Raw genomic sequence first — 22,700 nt, 5'->3', positions numbered from 1 at the left:
ATAGCTAACAAGTGTAGCTGGCCGTCAGGATCAACGGACCTTGTCCTGCGCCAGCGTCAGTTCGGCCTTATCGAAATCATCCACGTCGATGACTTTGCGCCGCGCCGCCTCGGCCGCGCGCAAGGTCTGCGCTTCACCGGCTTGCAGCACGCCGGCCTCCAGGGCCGCATCGATGAGGGGTTCGCCAGGCGCCGGGTTGAGATGGCCCTGCTTGAGCGCACCGTGCAATTTCTTGTGCAGCGGATGGGCGGCGGCCAGCAGATCGGCGGCGTGTTGCAGGGCACCCACTGGATCGTCGGTCGATTGCGGGCGATAGCAGCCCTGCAGCAACTCTTCGAGGGTCGGGTCACCTTTGGGCCGGCCGATGACTGCGGCCACCTCGGCGTCGAGCCTGTCGCTCGGGCCCTTGTGACGACGGCCGAAGGGGAACACCACCAGGCGCAACAGGCAACCCAGTACCCGGTTCGGGAAGTTGCTCAGCAATTCATCCAGCGCACGTTCCGACTGGCCGAGACTTTCCTCCATGGCCCAGGTGAACAGCGGCGCCATGTGGTCCGGCGAATCCAGGTCGTGATAACGCTTGAGCGCGGCGGACGCCAGGTACAGGTTGCTCAAGACGTCGCCCAGGCGGGCCGACAAGCGCTCGCGGCGTTTGAGCTCGCCGCCCAGGAGCATCATGCTCAGGTCCGCCAGCAGGGCGAATGCCGCGGCCTGCCGGTTGAGGGCGCGGAAATAACCCTGGCTCAAGGCATTGCCGGGGGCCTTCTCGAAATGCCCCAGGCCGAGGTTGAGCACCAGGGTACTGGCGGCGTTTCCGACGGCGAAACCGATGTGCTTGAGCAGCAAGGCATCGAACTCAATCAATGCCTGATCCTTGTCTTCACGGGTGGCCAGGGCCATTTCCTTGAGGACGAACGGATGGCAACGAATGGCGCCCTGGCCGAAGATCATCAGGTTGCGCGACAGAATGTTCGCGCCTTCGACGGTGATGAAGATCGGCGCACCTTGCCAACTGCGCCCCAGGTAATTGTTCGGGCCCATGATGATGCCCTTGCCGCCATGCACATCCATGGCGTGGCTGATGCACTCGCGACCGCGCTCGGTCAGGTGGTACTTGAGGATGGCCGACAGCACCGAAGGTTTTTCCCCCAGGTCCACGGCGTTGGCGGTCAGCATGCGTGCCGCATCCATCATCCAGGCGTTGCCGCCGATGCGCGCCATGGCTTCCTGGATACCTTCGAACGCCGACAACGGTACGTTGAATTGTTCGCGCACCTGGGCGTACTGGCCCGTCACCAGGCTGGTGAACTTCGCCGCGCCAGTGCCCACTGCCGGCAGGGAAATCGAGCGCCCGACCGACAGGCAGTTCATCAGCATCATCCAGCCCTTGCCGAGCATGGCCTGGCCGCCGATGAGGAAGTCCAGCGGGATGAACACGTCCTTACCCCAGTTCGGCCCGTTCATGAACGCGGCGCCGAGGGGCAGGTGACGACGGCCGATCTGCACGCCAGGCGTGTCGGTGGGAATCAGGGCGAGGCTGATGCCCAGGTCTTCTTCGTCACCCAGCAGGTGGTCGGGATCATACGCCTTGAAGGCCAGGCCCAGGAGGGTGGCCACCGGGCCGAGGGTGATGTAGCGCTTTTCCCAGTTCAGGCGCAGGCCGAGGGTTTCCTGGCCTTCCCATTCACCCTTGCAGATGATGCCGGTGTCAGGCATCGCTCCGGCGTCGGAGCCGGCCAGCGGCCCGGTCAGGGCGAAGCAGGGGATATCGTCGCCTCGGGCCAGTCGCGGCAGGTAATGGTCGCGTTGTTCGTCGGTGCCGTAGTGCAGCAACAGTTCCGCCGGGCCGAGGGAGTTGGGGACCATCACGGTGGAGGCCAGGTCGCCGCTGCGGGTGGCCAGTTTCATCGCCACCTGGGAGTGGGCATAGGCGGAGAAACCCTTGCCGCCATATTCCTTGGGAATGATCAGCGCGAAGAACCCGTGTTCCTTGATATGGGCCCAGGCTTCAGGTGGCAGGTCCATGGCCTGGCCGATCTGCCAGTCGCTGACCATCGCGCAGAGCGCTTCGGTAGGGCCGTCGAGAAACGCCTGCTCTTCCTCGGTCAGTTGCACCTTGGGGTAGGCCAGCAGCAAATCCCAGTCCGGGCGGCCGCTGAACAGTTCGCCGTCCCACCACACCGTGCCGGCATCGATGGCGTCGCGCTCGGTCTCGGACATGGGCGGCAGGGTTTTCTGGAACCAGTCGAACATCGGCGCGCTGAAATATTTGCGGCGCAGGTCCGGTAGCAGCAGCGGGGCCGCGACGGCCGCGAGCATCACCCAGAGGATCAGCAGCAGCCAGCCGGGCGCATGGCTGAAAATGCCCATGGCCAACAGGTAGACCGCGACGATACCCAGCGCGGGCAGCGGGGCGGTACGCCGATGCGCCAGCCAGGCGATCCCGACGACCAGGACCAGTATCCACAACAACAGCATATGTAATCCTCCGTGAACCAAGGCAAAACCGACCTTCAGAGCTTAGACGGCATCTGCAAAATCGGTGGTCAGCGCGATGTGATTGATTTCGTGGGAAACCCTGGTTGCATTGCGCCAGTCTGGTTGGCAACAGCCTTGGGAAATCGTTCGTTAACAAGGTGAGAAAACGCCATTGTTTGGCCGGAATGCCGTTATCGCTGGGCCGGGGCTGTGGATAAACTCGTGGTTTCCCAATGCCAGTTCACCAACCCCTGTTGTGGCGAGGGAGCTTGCTCCCGCTCGGTTGCGCAGCAACCGTAAAAGCTGGGGGCCGCTACGCAGCCCAGCGGGAGCAAGCTCCCTCGCCACAAGGATCTGGTTCGGCATTACCCGCGGTGATGTTTCTCCAGAGGCTTTCCTTTTATGCAGCAATACCTGAACCCCGGCCCGTTCATCGACAGCGATCACCCCGCGGTCATCGACTTCGCCGAAACCCACCGCGGCACCGAACACGACGCGCTGGCCCAGGCGGTCAGCCTGTATTACGCCGTGCGTGAGGCGGTGCGCTACAACCCCTATACGTTCAGTCGCGACCCGGCGACCCTGCGCGGCAGTTACGCGTTGGCTGCAGGTGAAAGCTATTGCGTGCCCAAGGCCACCTTGCTGGCCGGTTGCGCCCGGCATTGTGGCATCCCGGCGCGCATCGGCCTGGCGGATGTGCGCAATCACCTGTCCACCCCGCGACTGTTGGAATTGCTCAGGAGCGATGTGTTCGCCATGCACGGTTATACCGAGCTGTACCTGAACGACCGCTGGGTCAAGGCCACGCCGGCTTTCAACCAGGGCTTGTGCGCGTTGTTCGACGTCGCCCCGCTGGAATTCGACGGTCGCCACGACAGCGTCTTCCACCCGTTCAATCGGCAAGGGGCGAAGCTGATGGAGTACATCACCGACCATGGCCAGTTCGCCGACGTGCCCGAGGTATTCTTCTTCGAACACCTGGAAAAGTGCTACCCGCACCTGTTCGACGAGCAAGTACCGCTCTTGCTCGGCGACATGCAGGGCGATTTGAGTCGCGCCTGATCCGGCGTATGCTGCTGCGGCATTTATCCATCGAGGACGCCGTGATGCTGAAGATATGGGGCCGGAAAAATTCATCGAATGTGCGCAAGGCACTGTGGTGCGCGCAAGAGTTGGGGCTGGCTTACGAGGCCATCGATGCGGGCGGGGCGTTCGGTGTGGTGGACACGCCCGAGTACCGTGCGAAAAATCCCAATGGCCGCGTACCGATGATCGAGGACGACGGCTTTGTGTTGTGGGAGTCCAACACCATCGTGCGTTACCTGGCAGCTCGCCATGCGTCGGGTTCGGCCTGGTATCCCGCTGACGTACAGGCACGGGCCCTGGCTGAAAAATGGATGGACTGGACCACGTCCAGCTTCGCCGCACCGTTTCGCACGGTGTTCTGGGGCGTCTTGCGCACCCCGGCCGAACAACAGGACTGGGCGGCCATCAATGCGGCGATCAAGGAGTGCGACGATTTGCTGGCCATGGTCGAACAGACCTTGAGTGAACAACCTTACCTGTCAGGTGATGAAATCGGCATGGGTGACATTCCCCTGGGCAGTTTCATCTATGCCTGGTTCGAGATGCCCATCCAGCGCGCCGAGCGACCTGGCGTGCAGGCCTGGTACGCGCGGTTGCAGCAGCGCCCGGCCTACCGCAAAGCCGTCATGACCGCGTTGACTTAATACCTACTATCAACACGCTTGACTGTACTTGTGCGGCGACGCCAAGCACCATTGCCTTCGTGCGCTGTGTTGCATTGCTCGCCGCCCGCCCTTATCTATCCTTTTCTTCCCTCCCTTCTTGGTGCGTAATCCGATATGAGTTCCGCTCTGTCCATCCGGCAGCTAACCAAAACCTACGGCAACGGTTTCCAGGCCTTGAGTGGTATCGATCTGGACGTCGCCGAAGGTGATTTCTTCGCCTTGCTCGGCCCTAACGGTGCCGGCAAATCCACCACCATCGGCATTCTTTCCACGTTGGTGAACAAGACCAGCGGCACGGTGAATGTCTTTGGTCATGACCTGGACCGCGAGCCCGCCGCCCTCAAGCGCTGCATCGGCGTGGTGCCCCAGGAATTCAACTTCAACCAGTTCGAAAAGACCTTCGACATCGTCGTGACCCAGGCCGGTTACTACGGCATCCCGCCGAAGGTCGCCAACGAGCGCGCCGAGCAGTACCTGACCCAATTAGGCCTGTGGGACAAGCGTGACGTGCCGTCCCGTTCACTGTCCGGCGGCATGAAGCGTCGCCTGATGATCGCCCGCGCGCTGGTGCATGAGCCGCGCCTGTTGATCCTCGACGAACCGACCGCCGGCGTGGACATCGAGCTGCGCCGTTCGATGTGGAGCTTCCTGACCGAGCTGAACCAGAAAGGCATCACCATCATCCTCACCACCCATTACCTGGAAGAGGCTGAGCAGTTGTGCCGCAACATCGGCATCATCGACCACGGCACTATTGTCGAGAACACCAGCATGCGCCAGTTGCTCAGCCAACTGCATGTGGAAACCTTCCTGCTGGACCTGAAACACGACCTGAAGACCGCGCCCCAGCTCATTGGCTATCCGGCCCGCCTGGTGGACAGCCACACCCTGGAAGTGCAGGTCGACAAAGCCGTGGGCATTACTGGGTTGTTCACCCAACTGGCCCTGCAAAACATTGAAGTGCTGAGCCTGCGCAACAAAACCAATCGCCTCGAGGAGTTGTTCGTGTCCCTGGTGGAGAAAAATCTGGCGAAGGTGGCGGTATGAGCATGAGTTCCGAACTACGCCCCAACCTCATCGCCCTCAATACCATCGTTTACCGTGAAGTCCGGCGTTTCATGCGGATCTGGCCGCAGACCCTGCTGCCGCCGGCCATCACCATGGTTCTGTACTTCGTGATCTTCGGTAACCTGATCGGCCGGCAGATCGGCGACATGGGTGGTTTCACATACATGGACTACATCGTGCCGGGGCTGATCATGATGTCGGTGATCACCAACTCCTATGGCAACGTGGTGTCGAGTTTCTTCGGCAGCAAGTTCCAGCGCTCGATCGAAGAGCTGATGGTCTCGCCGGTGTCGCCCCATACGATCCTCATCGGCTACACCTTGGGCGGGGTGCTGCGCGGCCTGGCGGTGGGCCTGATCGTGACCCTGCTGTCGCTGTTCTTCACCGATTTGCAGGTGCATCACCTGGGGGTGACGGTATTGGTGGTGGTGCTCACGGCCACGATCTTTTCGCTGCTGGGTTTCATCAATGCCGTGTTTGCGCGCAACTTCGATGACATCTCGATCATCCCGACCTTCGTGCTCACGCCGCTGACCTACCTGGGCGGGGTGTTCTACTCGATCTCGCTGCTGCCTCCGTTCTGGCAGACCGTGTCCCTGGCCAACCCGGTGCTGCACATGGTCAACGCGTTCCGCTACGGCATCCTCGGGGTGTCGGACATCAAGATCAGCATCGCCATCACCTTCATGCTGGTGGCAACCGTGGTGCTCTACATCGGCTGCGCGCGGTTGCTGGTCAGCGGGCGCGGCATGCGCACCTAACCTTTACTGACCCCCTGTGGGAGCGAGCTTGCTCGCGATGGCGTCAGATCATTCAATAACCTGTTGACTGACATACCGCTATCGCGAGCAAGCTCGCTCCCACATTGATCTTCATGAGGTCGCAGATTTGTGGCCACAAAAAAGGCCTCCATCCCAGGAGGCCTTTTTTGCATCTCACATCCGGCTTTTCTTGCGCCGCTTCCACTGTCGCGTCACCCACCAGCGCCAGTAACTCATGGTGACGAAGTAGGCCAGGGCGCCGAGCACCAGGCCGGTTACCACCGAACCGAGCAGGAACGGCTGCCACAAAGTGGACAACTGGCCGCTGATCCATTCCCAGGTCAGTTCTTCGGGCAGTGTCCGGGCAGGCACGTCCATCAGCCAGGCACCGGTCTGGTAGGTGCAGAAAAACACCGCCGGCATGGTGATCGGATTGGTCAGCCACACCAGGCTCACCGCAATCGGCATATTGCCGCGCACCGTGACGGCCAACGCGGCGGCCAGCAACATCTGCAACGGGATCGGCAGGAACGCGGCAAACAGGCCAACCGCCATCGCCCGGGCCACGGAGTGCCGATTGAGGTGCCAAAGGTTGGGATCGTGCAGCAGAGTGCCAAGAAAACGTAAGGATTTATGTTCCCGAATGCTCTCTGGGTCTGGCATGTAACGTTTGAATAGGCGCCGGGGCATAAGGCTTCTCGGTCGGTTCAACGCAGTAAGGCCGCAAGTATGTCTGGATTCTACGGCGGGCAGATTCAGACTTTGTGACAATTGATAACGCCAGCGGTGCCGCGAACCGTCTATGCCTGAAGAGGGCACTCTCAAGGACGGGTTATGCGCACAGGGTTAGTCGCGCTTGCATTGGGGTTGTTGGCCCCGATTTTTCTACCGGCACTGCCGCCGTTGTGGCTGGTTGCAGCCATGCCGGTGCTGGCGCTGATGGTGTTGCCGTTTCGAACCTACCCGCTGGGTTTTTTCCTGTTCGGGTTGGCCTGGGCCTGCCTGTCGGCGCAGTTTGCGCTGGACAATCGATTACCCGCCACCCTGGATGGAGAAACCCGCTGGGTCGAAGGGCGTGTCGTCGGTTTGCCGCAACAGGGCGACGGCGTGGTGCGCTTCGAACTGGCCGATGCCCATTCACGTCGTACCCGATTACCGACCACGATGCGTCTCGCCTGGTTCGGTGGCCCGCCCATCAACAGCGGTGAACGCTGGCGATTGGCGGTGAAGCTCAAGCGGCCCGCCGGGTTGTTGAACCCCCACGGCTTCGACTATGCCGCCTGGCTGTTGAGCCGCGGCATCGGCGCGACCGGTACGATCAAGAAGGGTCACCTCCTGCAAGCGGCCCGGGGTGCCTGGCGTGACGAGGTGCGCCAGGCGCTGGCGCAGGTCGACGCCCACGGTCGCTCCGGTGCGCTGGCGGCATTGGTCCTGGGCGACGGTGGCGGGCTGAGTCGCGAGGACTGGCAGGTTCTGCAAGACACCGGCACCGTCCACTTGCTGGTGATCTCCGGGCAGCACATCGGTCTGCTCGCCGGCCTGGTGTACTTGCTGGTGGCCGGCGCGGCACGTTATGGCCTATGGCCGGCAGGGCTGGCGTGGTTGCCTTGGGCCTGTGCGCTGGCCTTTTGCGCCGCCCTGGGCTACGGCTTGCTCGCCGGCTTCGAGGTGCCCGTGCGACGGGCCTGCGCGATGATTGGCCTGGTGTTGCTGTGGCGCTTGCGTTTCAAACAGCCGGATCCGGGGTGGGCATGGCTGCTGGCCTTCGTCGGGGTGCTGGTGTTCGACCCGCTCGCCAGCCTGCGGCCAGGGTTCTGGTTGTCGTTTGCGGCCGTCGCCATCTTGATGTTCACCTTTGGCGCTCGCCTGGGGCCCTGGCGCTGGTGGCAAACCTGGACCCGTGCCCAGTGGCTGGTTGCGGTTGGTCTGTGTCCGTTGCTGTTGATCGTGGGCTTGCCGGTCAGCCTCAGCGGGCCGCTGGTGAACTTGCTCGCGGTGCCCTGGATCAGCCTGCTGGTCTTGCCGCCAGCGCTGCTCGGCACGGCCTTGTTGCCAGTACCGATCGTGGGTGAAGGGCTGCTGTGGATCGCCGGCGGGTTGCTCGATCTGTTGTTCAAAGGGCTGGGGCTGATTGCCGGACGAATGCCCGCCTGGGTGCCTGTTGCGGTCCCGCCATGGGCCTTGGGCATTGCCGCTTCAGGGGCTTTTTTGCTGCTACTGCCCAAGGGCGTGCCGCTGCGCGTGCTGGGCTGGCCGATGGTGTTGCTGATGGTCTTTCCACCGCGAGAACACCTGCCGCAAGGGCACGCCGAGATCTGGCAACTGGACGTGGGCCAAGGGCTGGCGGTGCTGGTCCGCACCCGCCATCACAGTCTGCTTTACGACGCCGGGCCGCGCTTTGGCGAGGCCGATGTGGGCGAGCGCGTGGTGCTGCCGACCTTGCGCAAACTCGGTGTGCACGGCTTGGACCTGATGCTCCTCAGCCATGCCGACGCCGATCATGCCGGCGGTGCCCAAGCCGTGCGCAAGGGACTGCCGACGGCGCAAGTCATCAGCGGCGATCCGGAAGCGCTGCCCGGTGAACTGCAGGCCGGGCCTTGCGACAGCGGTAGGCGCTGGGAATGGGACGGGGTCGGGTTCGAGCTGTGGCGCTGGGCATCTGCGGTCGAAAGCAACCAGAAGTCCTGTGTCTTGCTGGTGGAGGCCGGTGGCGAGCGCCTGCTGTTGAGCGGCGACATCGACACCCCTGCCGAGCGCGCCTTGCTCGACGAAGCCCTGGCGCTACCGATCCAATGGCTGGCCGCGCCTCATCACGGCAGCCGCAGTTCGTCGTCGATGGCGTTGCTGTCGCGCCTCAAACCGCATTCGGTGTTGATCTCCCGAGGGCAGGGCAATGCGTTCGGGCATCCCCATCCTCAGGTGATGGCCCGGTACCGCCGCTCGGGCCTGGCGATCTACGACAGCGCCGAGCAGGGCGCCATTCGTCTGCAACTGGGCGCGTTCGAGTTGCCGCGCACCGAGGCCGGACACCGACGCTACTGGCGCGATCCGCCCGCCGTCGGGCCACCGGGGCAACATTGATCCAGGGCAATCGGCTGAAGCGCTTATCGGTGGGGCGGGTCTGCAAGGCGAGTCTGTGTGATAAAGTGGCGCACTTTTTCGAGGGGGCAGTCACTGTGTGGGAATTGGTCAAATCCGGCGGCTGGATGATGTTGCCGATCATTCTGAGTTCCATCGCGGCACTGGGTATCGTTGCCGAACGCCTGTGGACCCTGCGGGCCAGCCGCGTGACCCCGGAGCATTTGCTCGGGCAGGTCTGGGTCTGGATCAAGGACAAGCAGCTGAACAAGGACAAGCTCAAGGAGCTGCGGGCCAGTTCGCCGCTGGGGGAAATCCTCGCTGCGGGCCTGGCGAACTCCAAGCATGGTCGCGAGATCATGAAGGAGTGCATCGAGGAGGCCGCCGCCCGGGTCATCCATGAACTGGAACGCTATATCAACGCCCTGGGCACCATCGCCGCCATGTCCCCGCTGCTGGGCCTGCTGGGAACGGTGCTGGGCATGATCGACATCTTCAGCGCGTTTACCGGCTCCGGCATGACCACGAATGCCGCGGTACTGGCGGGGGGGATTTCCAAGGCCCTGATCACCACCGCCGCGGGTCTGATGGTCGGTATTCCGGCCGTATTCTTCCATCGGTTCCTGCAACGCCGCGTCGACGAGTTGGTGGTCGGCATGGAGCAGGAAGCCATCAAGCTGGTCGAGGTGGTGCAGGGTGACCGTGATGTGGATCTGGCTGGGGGCAAGCAGTGAAATTCCGCCGCAAGCCACGGGAAAACATCGAGATCAACCTCGCGTCGCTGATCGACGTGGTGTTCATCCTGCTGTTGTTTTTCGTCGTGACCACCACGTTCACCCGGGAAACCCAGCTCAAGGTTGAATTGCCGCAAGCCGTCAGCGGCTCGCCGGCCGAAGACCAGCAACTGAAGAACCTGGAAGTCACCATCAGCGCCGAAGGGGCGTTCTCGGTGAACAACCAGTTGCTGCCCAAGAGCGACCTGGCCAGCCTGATCGAGGCCCTGCAGAAAGAGTCCGGCGGCGACACCAACCTGCCGCTGTCCATCAGTGCCGACGGCAAGACCCCTCATCAATCGGTGATCACCGCCATGGACGCGGCCGGCAAGCTCGGTTTCAGCCATCTGCGCATGACCACGGTCGAGGCGGCGCCCGCACCCTGATGGCCATGTCCGATCGATTGCTTGCCGCGTGGTATGAAGGCCACCCGGCCCTGACCCTGCTGCGGCCGCTGGAGTGGTTGTATCGGCGGGTGGTGGTGGGTAAGCGCGAGCGTTTCCTGGCGGGTGAAGGCCAGATCTACCAGCCCCCCGTGCCGTTGGTGGTGGTGGGCAACATCACGGTCGGCGGCACCGGCAAGACGCCGTTGATCCTGTGGATGATCCAGCACTGCCAGCGCAGTGGCTTGCGGGTTGGGGTGGTCAGCCGGGGCTATGGTGCCAAGCCGCCGCAACTGCCGTGGCGGGTCAGGGCCGAGCAGGGCGCCGACGTCGCGGGGGACGAGCCGCTGCTGATCGTCCAGCGCACGGGCGTGCCGTTGATGATCGATCCCGATCGCAGCCGCGCGGTCCAGGCACTGGTGGAGAGCGAACCGCTGGACCTGATCCTGTCCGACGACGGCCTGCAGCATTATCGGCTGGCCCGGGACCTTGAACTGGTGCTGATCGACAGCGCCCGTGGCCTGGGTAACCGCCGTTGCCTGCCCGCCGGGCCGTTGCGCGAACCGGTCGAGCGTCTGCAATCGGTCGACGCCGTGCTGTACAACGGCGCCAGTGCCGATCGCGAAGACGGCTTCGCCTTCCAATTGCGCCCCACCGAACTGGTGAACCTGGCCAGTGGCGAACGCCGTCCCCTCGACCATTTTCCACCCGGCCAGGCCCTGCACGCCGTGGCCGGCATCGGCAACCCCCAGCGTTTCTTCAAGACCCTCGAAACGCTACACTGGCGGCCAATACCGCACGGGTTTGCCGACCACGCCGAATACAGCGCCCAGGCCTTGGACTTCACGCCATCCCTGCCGGTGGTCATGACGGAAAAAGACGCGGTCAAATGCCGTGCCTTCGCCGCGCCCGACTGGTGGTACCTGGCGGTGGACGCCGCGCCGTCGCCGGCCTTCGCGGACTGGTTCGATACGCAGTTGATGCGCCTGTTACCGGATCGGCTCGTGCCTTAAAAACCTTTTACCCAGGGGAATTCCATGGACACCAAACTGCTCGATATTCTCGCCTGCCCGGTCTGCAAAGGCCCGCTCAAGCTCAGCGCCGACAAGACCGAACTGATCAGCAAGGGTGCCGGCCTGGCCTACCCGATTCGCGACGGCATCCCGGTGATGCTCGAAAGCGAAGCCCGTACCCTGACCACCGACGAGCGCCTGGATAAATGACCACTGCCTTTACCGTTGTCATTCCGTCGCGCTTCGCCTCGACACGCCTGCCCGGCAAGCCGCTGCTGTCGATCGCCGGCAAGCCGATGATCCAGCACGTCTGGGAGCAGGCCAGCAAAAGCAGCGCCCAGCGCGTGGTGGTGGCGACTGACGATGCGCGCATCGTCGAGGCCTGCAAAGGTTTTGGCGCCGAGGTGGTGCTGACCCGCGAAGACCACAATTCCGGTACCGATCGCCTGGCGGAGGTCGCGGCGCAGCTCGGTCTCGCCGCCGACGCGATCGTGGTCAATGTGCAAGGTGACGAGCCGTTGATCCCGCCGAGCGTGATCGATCAGGTCGCCGCCAACCTCGCGGCCCACACCGAAGCGCGCATGGCCACCCTGGCCGAGCCGATCGAGGATGTACAAACCCTGTTCAACCCCAACGTGGTCAAGGTGGTCAGCGACCTCAATGGTCTGGCGTTGACCTTCAGCCGTGCGACGTTGCCCTGGGCGCGGGATGCATTCGCCCAAGGCCACGACGTGCTGCCGGAAGGCGTGCCGTACCGTCGTCACATCGGCATCTACGCCTACCGCGCCGGCTTCCTCCAGGACTTTGTCGCCTGGGGCCCGTGCTGGCTGGAAAACACTGAAGCCCTGGAACAGTTGCGAGCCCTGTGGCATGGCGTGCGGATCCATGTCGCCGATGCGCTGATCGCCCCGCCGACCGGTGTCGACACGGCCGAAGACCTTGAGCGCGTTCGTCGCCTGCTGGAGGCCTGATGCGGGTCCTGTTCGTCTGTCTCGGCAATATCTGCCGCTCGCCCACCGCCGAAGGCATCTTGCGCCACAAGTTGCGCGAGGCCGGGTTGGCTGGGCAGGTGGAAGTCGCTTCCGCCGGCACCGGTGACTGGCACGTCGGCAAGGCGCCGGACAAGCGCAGCCAGGCCGCCGCCCTGAGGCGTGGCTACGATTTGTCGGCCCAGCGCGCGCAACAGGTGACGCGTGCCGACTTTGCCGCCTATGACTTGATCCTGGCGATGGACAGCAGCAACCTGCGCAATCTCCAGGCCTTGCAACCGGCCAATGGCAAGGCCGAGCTGGATCTGTTCCTGCGGCGCTACGAAGCCGAACTCGACGATGTGCCGGACCCGTACTACGACGGCGAGCAGGGCTTCGAGCAGGTGCTGGACCTGATCGAGCGCGCCACGGATCGCCTGGTGATCGAATTGAAGGGGCGGTTATGACCTTGCAGGTACGGGCGGGCGTCAGCCTCAAGCCCTTCAACAGCTTTGGCGTGGACGTCAGCGCCCGATTGTTCGCCGAAGCCCACGACGATGGCGATGTTCGCCAGGCGCTGGCCTATGCCAGCGAGCATGCCGTGCCGTTGCTGGTGATCGGCGGCGGCAGCAACCTGTTGCTGACCGGCGACATCGACGCCTTGGTGCTGCGCATGGCCAGCCAGGGGATCCGCCTGCTCAGTGATGATGGCGAGCGGGTGGTGGTCGAGGCCGAAGCCGGGGAACCCTGGCATCCCTTCGTCCAGCACACGCTGGCGCAAGGCTGGTCGGGCCTGGAAAACCTCAGCCTGATTCCCGGTACCGTGGGCGCGGCACCGATGCAAAACATCGGCGCCTACGGTGTGGAGATCAAGGATGTCTTCGCGGGTCTCACCGCGCTGGATCGCCAGACCGGCGAGCTGCGGGACTTCACCCTTGAAGACTGTCGGTTTGCTTATCGCGACAGCCTGTTCAAACAGCAAGCGGGACACTGGTTGATCCTGCGGGTGCGCTTTGTCCTCAGTCGTGCCGCACACTTGCACCTGGAGTACGGCCCAGTCCGCCAGCGATTGACCGAACAGGGCATCGATCAGCCGACGCCCACGGATGTGAGCCGCGCCATCTGCAGCATTCGCAGCGAAAAACTCCCCGACCCGGCCGTGCTGGGCAATGCCGGCAGCTTCTTCAAGAACCCGCTGGTGCCGGCCACGCATGTGGCGCATCTCAAGCAGCAATACCCTGACCTGGTGGCTTATCCACAGCCTGGGGGGCAGATGAAAATCGCCGCCGGCTGGCTGATCGAGCGGGCCGGCTGGAAGGGCTTTCGCGAGGGCGATGCCGGAGTGCATAAGTTGCAGGCGTTGGTACTGGTCAACTACGGCAACGCCACGGGGCCGCAACTGTTGGACCTGGCCCTGCGCATCCAGAAAGACATTGCCGAGCGTTTCCAGGTCGAACTGGAAATGGAGCCCAATCGCTACTGAGCCGCCTCCACGCAGTACCTGGAAAAACGCCCTGCACACCCTGCACACGGTCATTTGTGCAGGATTGTGCAGGGCGTTTTGCTTGATCCTGGGTTAATTTAGTTCGCTAACGATGCGACCATCGCATCCTAAAGGCCCGATGCAGACGCCTGCGTGCGTCCGCATAAGAGAGCCTGATCAGCCTGAGCCAGTCTGCGACAACCGAACCGCCAACCCTGCGGCAGATTGCTCGACCCCATAACTCGATAACTATGCGGGCGTGCCCATGATTACCCTGAAACTCAATGGAAAAGACCATCAACTGGATGTGACCGAGGACATGCCGCTGCTGTGGGCTATCCGGGATGTGGCCGGTTACAACGGCACCAAATTCGGCTGCGGCATGGGCCTGTGTGGCGCCTGCACCATCCACATCGACGGCGCCCCGGCGCGCAGTTGCATCACGCCAATCGGCTCGGTGAAAGGGCAGGACGTCAGCACCATCGACGCGCTTCACGCCGACCCGATCGGGCAAGTCGTCCAGAAGGCCTGGCTGGATACTGCCGTGGCCCAGTGCGGTTACTGCCAGGGCGGACAGATCATGTCCGCTACCGCGTTGCTCAAGACCAATCCCAACCCGAGCGATGAGCAGATCGAAGAAGCCATGGTCGGCAACATCTGCCGTTGCGGCACCTACAACCGGATCAAGACCGCGATCCGCCAGGCTTCCACTCACCTGAAGGAGGCCAAGGCATGAGCCGCTTGCCCGATGATTTCGTGCTGAGCAACCTCAGCCGCCGTGGTTTCCTCAAGGGCGCGAGCGCCACCGGTGTGCTGGTGCTGGCGGCCACATGGGGCCTGCCGGACGCCTTGGCCGAGGAAAAGAAATTCGGCGCCGAGGGCATGCCCCATGGCGCGGTCGACGACCCGAAGGTGTACGTCAGCATTGCCACCGATGGCAGCGTGACCGTGATCTGCAACCGTTCGGAAATGGGCCAAGGCGTGCGCACCAGCCTGAGCATGGTAGTCGCCGACGAACTGGACGCTGACTGGGCGCTCGTCAAGGTGCAGCAGGCGCCGGCCGATGAGGCGCGTTTCGGCAACCAGGACACCGACGGATCGCGCAGCATGCGTCACTGGTACGAGCCGATGCGCCGTTGCGGGGCCGCCGCCCGGACCATGCTGGAACTGGCCGCCGCTGCGCAGTGGAAGGTGCCGGTGAGTGAATGCCGTGCGCAACTGCACAAAGTGCTGCACCAGCCTTCGGGACGTGAACTGGGCTACGGCGAATTGGCCGCCGCCGCCAGTGCCTTGCCGGTACCGGGGCGTGACAGCCTGCGCCTCAAGCAACCATCGGAGTTCCGCTACATCGGCAAGGAAGCGAGCCGGGCCATCGATGGCGCGGACATCGTCAACGGTCGTGCCGTATTTGGCGCCGATGTGCATTTGGACGGCATGCTCTATGCCGTCATCGCGCGTCCGCCGGTCTATGGCGGCAAGGTCAAGAGCGTGGACAGCAGCGCGGCGCTGAAAGTACCGGGCGTGGTCAAGGTGGTGCAGATCGAAGGACGCCCGCTGCCCTCGGAATTCCAGCCGTTGGGCGGCGTGGCGGTGGTGGCGAAGAACACCTGGGCGGCGATCAAGGGTCGCGAGGCGCTGAAAATCCAGTGGGACGACGGCCCGAATGCCGGTTATGACTCCATTGCCTATCGCAAGGAACTGGAAGCAGCGGCCCTCAAACCCGGCAAAGTCGTGCGCAGCAGCGGCGACCTCGACGATGCGCTGGCCAAGGCTGATTCGACGTTGGAGGCGTCGTATTACCTGCCGCACCTGTCCCAGTCGCCCATGGAACCGATGGTCGCCGTTGCCCGGTTCAAGGATGGCCAATGCGAGGCTTGGGCGCCGAGCCAGGCACCGCAGGTGACCCGCGAACGTGTCGCCGAACGCCTGGGCATTCCTTTCGAGAAGGTCACGGTGAACATCACGTTGCTGGGCGGCGGTTTCGGACGCAAGTCCAAACCCGACTTTGTCGTCGAAGCGGCGGTGCTGGCCAAGGAGATCCCAGGCCAGCCGATACGGGTGCAATGGACCCGCGAGGACGACATTCATCACTCGTATTTCCACACCGTATCGGCCGAATACCTCAAGGCTGGCCTGAACAAGGACGGCATGCCCTCCGGGTGGCTGCATCGTACTGTGGCCCCGAGCATCACCGCATTGTTTGCCCCGGGCATGACTCACGAGGCACCGTTCGAAATAGGCATGGGCGTGACCAACATGGCCTACGCCATCCCCAACCTGCGCCTGGAAAACCCCGAAGCGGTGGCCCATGCCCGGGTGGGCTGGTACCGCTCGGTGTCGAACATCCCCCACGGTTTTGCGATCCAGAGTTTCATCGACGAACTGGCCCACAAGGCTGGTCAGGATCCGTTGAAGTACCAAGTCAAATTGCTCGGGCCGGACCGTAAGATCGATCCGCGTACCCTGAGCGAAGAATGGAACTACGGCGAATCCCCCGAGCGTTATCCGATTGATACCGCACGGATCCGCACGGTCCTGGAAACCGCCGCGAAGGCCGCCGGTTGGGGCCGGGAACTGCCCAAGGGCCGTGGCCTGGGGTTGGCGGTGCATTACAGCTTCGTCACTTACGTGGCGGCGGTGCTCGAGGTGGAGGTCAAGGACGACGGCACGGTGATCGTACACAAGGCGGACATCGCCGTGGATTGCGGGCCGCAGATCAACCCAGAACGCATCCGCTCCCAGTTCGAAGGCGCCTGCGTCATGGGCCTGGGCAATGCGATGGTGGGCGAAATCAGCTTCAAGGACGGCAAAGTGCAGCAGGACAACTTCCACATGTACGAAGTGGCGCGCATGTCCCTGGCGCCCAAGGAAGTGGCGGTGCACCTGGTCACGCCGCCGGGTGAGGTACCGTTGGGCGGTGTCGGCGAGCCGGGCGTGCCGCCGATTGCGCCGGCGCTGTGCAACGCGATCTTTGCTGCCACCGGCCAGCGTATCCGTAACCTGCCTGTGCGCTATCAGCTGCAAGGCTGGCAACAGGCCAAGGCCTGATGGACAGCGTCGATCTGAACGTCCTGCGCAGCGTGCTGGAGTGGCGCCGCGCCGGGCAGCGGGTGGTGTTGTTCACCGTGGTCCAGACCTGGGGCACCGCGCCCAGGCCGCCGGGGGCGATGTTGGCCCTGCGCGAAGATGGCGTGGTGATCGGTTCGGTGTCGGGCGGTTGTGTCGAGGATGACCTGATCGCCCGGCTGCACGACGGCCGTATCCCGGCGGACGGCCCGCCGGTGCAATTGATCACCTATGGCGTCACCCGCGAAGAGGCGGCGCGTTTCGGCCTGCCGTGCGGTGGCACCTTGCGCCTGACCGAGGAGCGGGTCGGCGATCCACAGTGGGTCGCTGAACTGTTGGAACGCTGCGAAGCCCATGAAATCGTCGCCCGTGAGCTGACGGTGGCCAGCGGCAACGTGGTCCTGACCCCGGCCAGCAAGACCGACGCCCTGGTGTTCGATGGGCAGGTGCTGCGGGCCATTTACGGCCCACGTTGGCGGCTGCTGCTGATCGGTGCCGGGCAATTGTCACGCTACGTGGCGGAAATGGCCCGCCTGCTGGACTTCGAAGTGCTGATTTGCGATCCGCGCAAGGAGTTCGTCTATGGTTGGGAGCAGCAGCATGGCCGCTTCGTCTCGGGGATGCCCGACGAAGCCGTGTTGAGCATCCAGACCGACGAGCGCACGGCCATCGTGGCCCTGACCCATGATCCACGCCTGGACGACATGGCGCTGCTCACGGCCCTGGACTCCAAGGCTTTTTATGTCGGCGCCCTGGGTTCGCGGGTCAACAGCCAGAAACGCCGGGACAACCTGGCTCAGCTAGGCTTGTCCGCAGAGGCGATTGGTCGCTTGCATGGACCGATCGGCTTGCACATCGGCAGTCACACTCCGGCGGAAATCGCCTTATCGCTGCTGGCCGAAATCGTGGCCATCAAGAACGGTGTGGAACTGCGGCAGAAAAAATCGCTGTAAGCCGTGGGCGGTATAAGGAGGGCGTATGAGCGAGTCGATTGGCGTGATCATCCTGGCGGCCGGAGCGGGCAGCCGTTTTCGCCGGATTGCAGGCCCCGACAAGGATAAATTGCTCGCCGATTGCACCGGGCGTGACGGTGCCGTGCGCTCGGTGATCGAGCAGGTGCTGGTGAGTCTGCCAGCCTCCCTGGAAAAGCGCGTGCTGGTGACCAGCAAGGACCGGCCGCAAGCCATTCGCATGGCCCAGGCCTATGGCTGCGATTTCGTGGAGCTGGACTCTCCCGGCCTGGGCGACAGCATTGCCGCCGGTGTCCGGGCCTGCCCTGAGCTTGATGGCTGGCTGATGGTGCTGGGCGACATGCCCTTCATCCTGCCGTCGAGCATCGAGCAGGTGGCGGCAGGGATTCGTGCGGACGCTATCAGCGTGCCGGTCCTCGCGGGTGAGTACGGGCATCCGGTGGGATTCGGTCGCGGGTTTGGGCCGAAACTCATGGCGTTGACCGGGGATCGCGGCGCCAAGGCACTGTTTGCCGAGGCGCAGGTGGTCGAAGTGCCGGTGGACGATCCTGGCATCACGTGGGATGTGGATGTGCCAGAGGCACTGGCCTTCAAATAAATCTCGTTGAGGGGCAGTGATTTTGTGCTGGCTGCAAATCCCCCTGTGGGAGCGAGCTTGCTCGCGATAGCGGCCTGACATTCACCATTGAGGCAAGCAGACCCACCGCCATCGCGAGCAGGCTCGCTCCCACACTGGATCTTCAGTGGGCATAAATCTTGTACCCGGCCCCAGTTTTCCTGTGGGAACGAGCTTGCTCGCGATAGCGGCCTGACATTCACTATTGAGGCAAGCAGACCCACCGCCATCGCGAGCAAGCTCGCTCCCACACTGGATCTTCAGTGGGCATAAATCTTGTGCCCGGCCCCAAGCTCTTCTGTGGGAGCGAGCCTGCTCGCGATAGCGGCCTGACATTCACCATTGAGGCGAGCAGACCCACCGCCATCGCGAGCAAGCTCGCTCCCACACTGGATCTTCAGTGGGCATAAATCTTGTGCCCGGCCCCACGCTCTTCTGTGGGAGCGGGCTTGCTCGCGAAAGCGGTCTGGCATTCACCATTGAGGCAAGCTGGCCCACCGCCATCGCGAGCAGGCTCGCTCCCACACTGGATCTTCAGTGGGCATAAATCTTGTGCCCGGCCCCAAGCCCTTCTGTGGGAGCGAGCCTGCTCGCGATAGCGGCCTGACATTCACCATTGAGGCAAGCAGACCCACCGCCATCGCGAGCAAGCTCGCTCCCACACTGGATCTTCAGTGGGCATAAATCTTGTGTCCGGCCCCAAGCCCTTCTGTGGGAGCGGGCTTGCTCGCGAAAGCGGTCTGGCATTCACCATTGAGGCAAGCTGGCCCGACGCCTTCGCGAGCAAGCCCGCTCCCACAGTGGATCTTCAGTGGATATAAAGCCTGTGCCCGACCCCAGTCCCTCTGTGGATAAGTCTGAAGGCATAAAAAAGCCCCGCCTGGCGTTACCAGGCGGGGCTTTTTACTGGGCGGTGGAATCAGGCGTGAGGTTTAGGCTCGTGCTCTTTTTCCAGGGCTTCAGTGTGACGTGGTGCGACTTCTTCAGCGGTGTGCTGAGGCTCGTCGAACGTCGGAGCCGACTCAACCGGGGTCTCGGCGACCGGGGCAGGGGCTGCCTCGGCGACTTCTTCCACGACTGGCGCAGGCTCGGCAGCAGGCGCTTGAGCGGCGGCAGCGGCCGCTTGTTCGGCTTCCTTCTGCAGACGCTCGGCTTCACGCTTGCGACGACGCACTTCACGCGGATCGTTCGGTGCGCGGCCATTCGCGGTCAGGGCGCTGGCAGGTGCAGGCTCTTCCACCGGGGCGGGGGCTTCGACAACCACTGGTGCTTCGACCACTGGAGCAGGCTCGACCACTTCCGGCTCGACCGCTTTCACGGGCTCTGGTGCCGGCTCAGGCTCGACGACAGGTGCCGCTGGCTCGGCGGTCCAGTTGAACGCCGTCTGCTCTTCGCGGACAGGCTCGGGTGCCTTTTCCTCGGCGGGTGCTTCGACGACCGGTTCGGCTGCAACCACTGGAGCCTCGACGACCGGTGCAGGCTCGGCGGCGACTTCAGCTTCAGGCTGGGCGTCATGGGCCGGTGCGAGTTCCACTTCTGGCGAGGCGGTGACCTCTACCGGAGTAGTGGCTTCGACCACAGGCGCTTCAACCGGCGTGCTTTCCACCGCAGCGGTGGCACGTTCGGCTTGTTCGTGAGCCTGGGCCTCGGCTGGGGCGCTGATCGCGCTGCTGGCAACGGCCGCAGTCACGGCCAGGCCAGCGGCCAAGTCCGCAGCGCTTGGCGCTTCAGCGTTCTCGGTGGCCTCGGATTCTTCCGAACCTTCGATCACGTTGCCGTTGGCGTCGCGCTGACGCTCACGACGGTTGCTGCGACGACGCTGGCCACGGGAGCGACGGCGTGGACGATCGCCTTCGGCGGTGTCCTGGCTATCTTCCTGCAACTGCTCTTCGGCGTTCAGCACTTCTTCTTCGCTGGCAGCGGCGGCGGCCTGCTCGGCGCGTGGCTGGCGTTCTTCACGTGGAGGACGCGGTGCGCGTTCTTCACGAGGCTGGCGGGCCGGACGCTCTTCAGCGGTGGCGGCAGCTACGGCCGGGGTCGCATCCAGTGGCTCGCGCAGTTCACGAACACGCTCTTCACGCTCGCCACGTGGCTTGCGGTCTTCACGCGGTGCGCGTGGCTGGCGTTCTTCACGTGGAGGACGCGGTGCGCGCTCTTCGCGGGCTACGGCTGGCGCTTCCTCACGGGCTTCGCGAGGCTGGCGCTCTTCACGCGGCTCACGTGGCGCACGTTCTTCACGCGGTGCACGTTCTTCGCGAGGCTTGCGTTCTTCGTCGCGACGACCGTTGCGGTTGCGGGTCTGCTGGCGACCGTTGCGGCGTTCTTCGTTGCGGGCAGGACGCTCGGTAGCGGCAGGCTTGGCGACGACGGCCGGGGCGGCGGGTTCTTCCTTGGTGGCGAACAGGCTGACCAGCGACTTCACCAGGCCTTTGAACAGGCTGGGTTCCGGGGCAGTGGCCGGGGCGGCAACCGGAGCGGCCACTTCGGTCGGAACCGGAGCGTTGGCGCGGGCCGGAGCAGTCTTGACCGCGGCTTCCTGGCGAACCAGGGTGCGAGTGGCGGCGGCCGGCTGGACTTCTTCCACTTCGGCAGCGGCAGCAGCGATTTCGTAGCTGGACTGGTTGGTGTGGGCTTCCGGGCTGTCATCGCGCAGGCGCTGCACTTCGAAGTGCGGCGTCTCGAGGTGATCGTTCGGCAGGATGACGATTCGGGCGCGGGTACGCAGTTCGATCTTGGTGATCGAGTTGCGCTTTTCGTTGAGCAGGAACGCGGCCACCGGGATCGGCACTTGGGCGCGAACTTCGGCGGTGCGGTCTTTCAGGGCTTCTTCTTCGATCAGGCGCAGGATCGCCAGGGACAGCGACTCGACGTCACGGATGATGCCGGTGCCGTTGCAACGCGGGCAAACGATGCCGCTGCTTTCGCCCAGGGACGGACGCAGGCGCTGACGGGACATTTCCAGCAGGCCGAAGCGCGAGATGCGACCGACCTGTACGCGGGCGCGGTCGGCTTCCAGGCATTCACGGACCTTTTCTTCCACGGCGCGCTGGTTCTTGGCCGGGGTCATGTCGATGAAATCGATGACGATCAGGCCGCCGATGTCGCGCAGGCGCAACTGACGGGCGATTTCCTCGGCCGCTTCAAGGTTGGTCTGCAGGGCGGTTTCTTCGATGTCGCTGCCTTTGGTGGCGCGGGCCGAGTTGATGTCGATGGACACCAGGGCTTCGGTCGGGTCGATGACGATGGAGCCGCCGGACGGCAGTTCGACGACGCGTTGGAAGGCGGTCTCGATCTGGCTTTCGATCTGGAAACGGTTGAACAGCGGAACGCTGTCTTCGTAGAGCTTGATCTTGCTGGCGTACTGCGGCATCACCTGGCGAATGAAGGTCAGGGCTTCGTCCTGGGCTTCGACGCTGTCGATCAGCACTTCGCCGATGTCCTGGCGCAGGTAATCGCGGATGGCGCGGATGATCACGTTGCTTTCCTGGTAGATCAGGAACGGCGCGGAACGATCCAGCGAGGCTTCTTTGATGGCGGTCCACAGTTGCAGCAGGTAGTCGAGGTCCCACTGCATCTCTTCGCTGCTGCGGCCCAGGCCGGCAGTACGCACGATCAGGCCCATGTCAGCCGGGGCAACCAGGCCGTTGAGGGCTTCACGCAGTTCGTTGCGCTCTTCGCCTTCGATGCGGCGGGAGATGCCGCCGGCACGCGGGTTGTTCGGCATCAGGACCAGGTAACGGCCGGCCAGGCTGATGAAGGTGGTCAGGGCAGCGCCCTTGTTGCCACGTTCTTCTTTTTCGACCTGGACGATGACTTCCTGGCCTTCGCTCAGGACGTCCTTGATGTTGACGCGGCCTTCAGGAGCCTTCTTGAAGTATTCGCGGGAGATTTCTTTGAGGGGCAGGAAGCCGTGGCGCTCGGAGCCGAAATCGACAAAGGCAGCCTCAAGGCTTGGTTCGATGCGAGTAATCCGGCCTTTATAGATGTTGGCCTTCTTCTGCTCGCGTGCACCGGATTCGATATCCAGGTCGTAGAGGCGCTGGCCGTCTACCAGTGCAACACGCAACTCTTCGGGTTGAGTTGCGTTAATCAGCATTCTTTTCATGTAGTACCGTCGGTTTCCGGGCTGCCGGAAACGGCGTTCGGCACACACGACTTCTCACGGTCGGTGTCAGGTGCGTCCTGGAGATGGCGAGGCCATTCCAGTGTCCAGCGAGTTCGACCCAATGATGGCGAAGTCGCGACGGACGCGTCCTGCTTGCTGGTACTCAAGCACTCAGTCAGGAGGAGG

The 22,700-nt window shown here is 63.6% G+C and carries 19 protein-coding genes; 16 read left to right on the top strand and 3 right to left on the bottom strand.

Annotated elements, in window-relative coordinates; all coding sequences use genetic code 11:
• Positions 1–30: 30 nt before the first annotated feature.
• A complete protein-coding gene (locus AC515T_RS20595) occupies positions 31–2,478 on the bottom strand; it encodes an acyl-CoA dehydrogenase (RefSeq protein ID WP_496529820.1) in 2,448 nt (815 codons plus the stop codon).
• A 402-nt stretch (positions 2,479–2,880) separates the two neighbouring features.
• Here AC515T_RS20595 and AC515T_RS20590 point away from each other — a divergent pair, with 402 nt between their 5' ends.
• The 4 genes from AC515T_RS20590 (at position 2,881) to AC515T_RS20575 (ending at position 6,058) form a co-directional block, all read left to right on the top strand.
• Entirely contained in the window at positions 2,881–3,540 is a 660-nt protein-coding gene (locus tag AC515T_RS20590; protein WP_496529819.1) for a transglutaminase-like domain-containing protein, read from the top strand.
• Positions 3,541–3,584: 44 nt separating this feature from the next.
• The gene (locus AC515T_RS20585; protein WP_496529818.1) at positions 3,585–4,208 is read left to right on the top strand and encodes a glutathione S-transferase family protein; all 624 of its coding nucleotides are present in this window, start codon (positions 3,585–3,587) and stop codon (positions 4,206–4,208) included.
• 135 nt (positions 4,209–4,343) lie between these two features.
• Positions 4,344–5,276 (top strand): ABC transporter ATP-binding protein, encoded by a 933-nt coding sequence (locus AC515T_RS20580; RefSeq protein WP_122565905.1) that lies wholly within the window; start codon positions 4,344–4,346, stop codon positions 5,274–5,276.
• 2 nt (positions 5,277–5,278) lie between these two features.
• Positions 5,279–6,058: an ABC transporter permease gene (locus tag AC515T_RS20575; protein WP_053124195.1), complete on the top strand. Its 780-nt coding sequence runs from the start codon at positions 5,279–5,281 to the stop codon at positions 6,056–6,058.
• Between the two features lie 174 nt (positions 6,059–6,232).
• On the opposite strand, the gene AC515T_RS20570 is transcribed toward AC515T_RS20575, so the two are convergent.
• Positions 6,233–6,748, bottom strand: coding sequence for a DUF2062 domain-containing protein (locus tag AC515T_RS20570; protein WP_122565904.1), 516 nt, complete (start codon positions 6,746–6,748; stop codon positions 6,233–6,235).
• 144 nt (positions 6,749–6,892) lie between these two features.
• Here AC515T_RS20570 and AC515T_RS20565 point away from each other — a divergent pair, with 144 nt between their 5' ends.
• From AC515T_RS20565 to AC515T_RS20510, 12 genes are all read left to right on the top strand, one after another.
• Positions 6,893–9,139: a DNA internalization-related competence protein ComEC/Rec2 gene (locus AC515T_RS20565; protein ID WP_496529817.1), complete on the top strand. Its 2,247-nt coding sequence runs from the start codon at positions 6,893–6,895 to the stop codon at positions 9,137–9,139.
• Positions 9,140–9,234: 95 nt separating this feature from the next.
• A complete protein-coding gene (locus tag AC515T_RS20560; protein ID WP_162491247.1) occupies positions 9,235–9,870 on the top strand; it encodes a MotA/TolQ/ExbB proton channel family protein in 636 nt (211 codons plus the stop codon).
• Positions 9,867–10,295, top strand: a complete 429-nt coding sequence (locus AC515T_RS20555) for an ExbD/TolR family protein (RefSeq protein WP_053123850.1) — start codon at positions 9,867–9,869, stop codon at positions 10,293–10,295. The genes AC515T_RS20560 and AC515T_RS20555 overlap by 4 nt, the downstream gene beginning before the upstream one ends.
• Positions 10,295–11,305 (top strand): tetraacyldisaccharide 4'-kinase, encoded by a 1,011-nt coding sequence (lpxK, locus tag AC515T_RS20550; RefSeq protein ID WP_496529816.1) that lies wholly within the window; start codon positions 10,295–10,297, stop codon positions 11,303–11,305. The genes AC515T_RS20555 and lpxK overlap by 1 nt, the downstream gene beginning before the upstream one ends.
• 24 nt (positions 11,306–11,329) lie before the next feature.
• Entirely contained in the window at positions 11,330–11,515 is a 186-nt protein-coding gene (locus tag AC515T_RS20545; protein ID WP_003179363.1) for a Trm112 family protein, read from the top strand.
• On the top strand, positions 11,512–12,276 hold the full coding sequence (gene kdsB, locus AC515T_RS20540) for a 3-deoxy-manno-octulosonate cytidylyltransferase (RefSeq protein WP_496529815.1): 765 nt from the start codon (positions 11,512–11,514) through the stop codon (positions 12,274–12,276). Before AC515T_RS20545 ends, kdsB begins: the two co-directional genes overlap by 4 nt.
• On the top strand, positions 12,276–12,740 hold the full coding sequence (locus tag AC515T_RS20535; RefSeq protein WP_496529814.1) for a low molecular weight protein-tyrosine-phosphatase: 465 nt from the start codon (positions 12,276–12,278) through the stop codon (positions 12,738–12,740). Before kdsB ends, AC515T_RS20535 begins: the two co-directional genes overlap by 1 nt.
• The gene (gene murB / locus AC515T_RS20530) at positions 12,737–13,756 is read left to right on the top strand and encodes a UDP-N-acetylmuramate dehydrogenase (protein WP_496529813.1); all 1,020 of its coding nucleotides are present in this window, start codon (positions 12,737–12,739) and stop codon (positions 13,754–13,756) included. The genes AC515T_RS20535 and murB overlap by 4 nt, the downstream gene beginning before the upstream one ends.
• Before the next feature lie 265 nt (positions 13,757–14,021).
• Entirely contained in the window at positions 14,022–14,492 is a 471-nt protein-coding gene (locus AC515T_RS20525) for a (2Fe-2S)-binding protein (RefSeq protein ID WP_496529812.1), read from the top strand.
• Positions 14,489–16,804: a xanthine dehydrogenase family protein molybdopterin-binding subunit gene (locus AC515T_RS20520; protein WP_496529811.1), complete on the top strand. Its 2,316-nt coding sequence runs from the start codon at positions 14,489–14,491 to the stop codon at positions 16,802–16,804. The genes AC515T_RS20525 and AC515T_RS20520 overlap by 4 nt, the downstream gene beginning before the upstream one ends.
• Positions 16,804–17,775 carry an XdhC family protein gene (locus AC515T_RS20515; protein ID WP_496529810.1) on the top strand — a complete coding sequence of 324 codons (972 nt, stop codon included), beginning with the start codon at positions 16,804–16,806 and terminating at the stop codon, positions 17,773–17,775. The genes AC515T_RS20520 and AC515T_RS20515 overlap by 1 nt, the downstream gene beginning before the upstream one ends.
• Before the next feature lie 25 nt (positions 17,776–17,800).
• Positions 17,801–18,391, top strand: coding sequence for a nucleotidyltransferase family protein (locus tag AC515T_RS20510; protein ID WP_496529809.1), 591 nt, complete (start codon positions 17,801–17,803; stop codon positions 18,389–18,391).
• A gap of 937 nt (positions 18,392–19,328) precedes the next feature.
• Here the strand turns inward: AC515T_RS20510 and rne are convergent.
• Positions 19,329–22,514 carry a ribonuclease E gene (gene rne / locus AC515T_RS20505; protein WP_496529808.1) on the bottom strand — a complete coding sequence of 1,062 codons (3,186 nt, stop codon included), beginning with the start codon at positions 22,512–22,514 and terminating at the stop codon, positions 19,329–19,331.
• Between the last annotated feature and the right edge of the window lie 186 nt (positions 22,515–22,700).

It is taken from the genome of Pseudomonas sp. FSO-7 (assembly GCF_059579345.1).
This window is presented reverse-complemented; position numbering and strand designations above follow the sequence as displayed.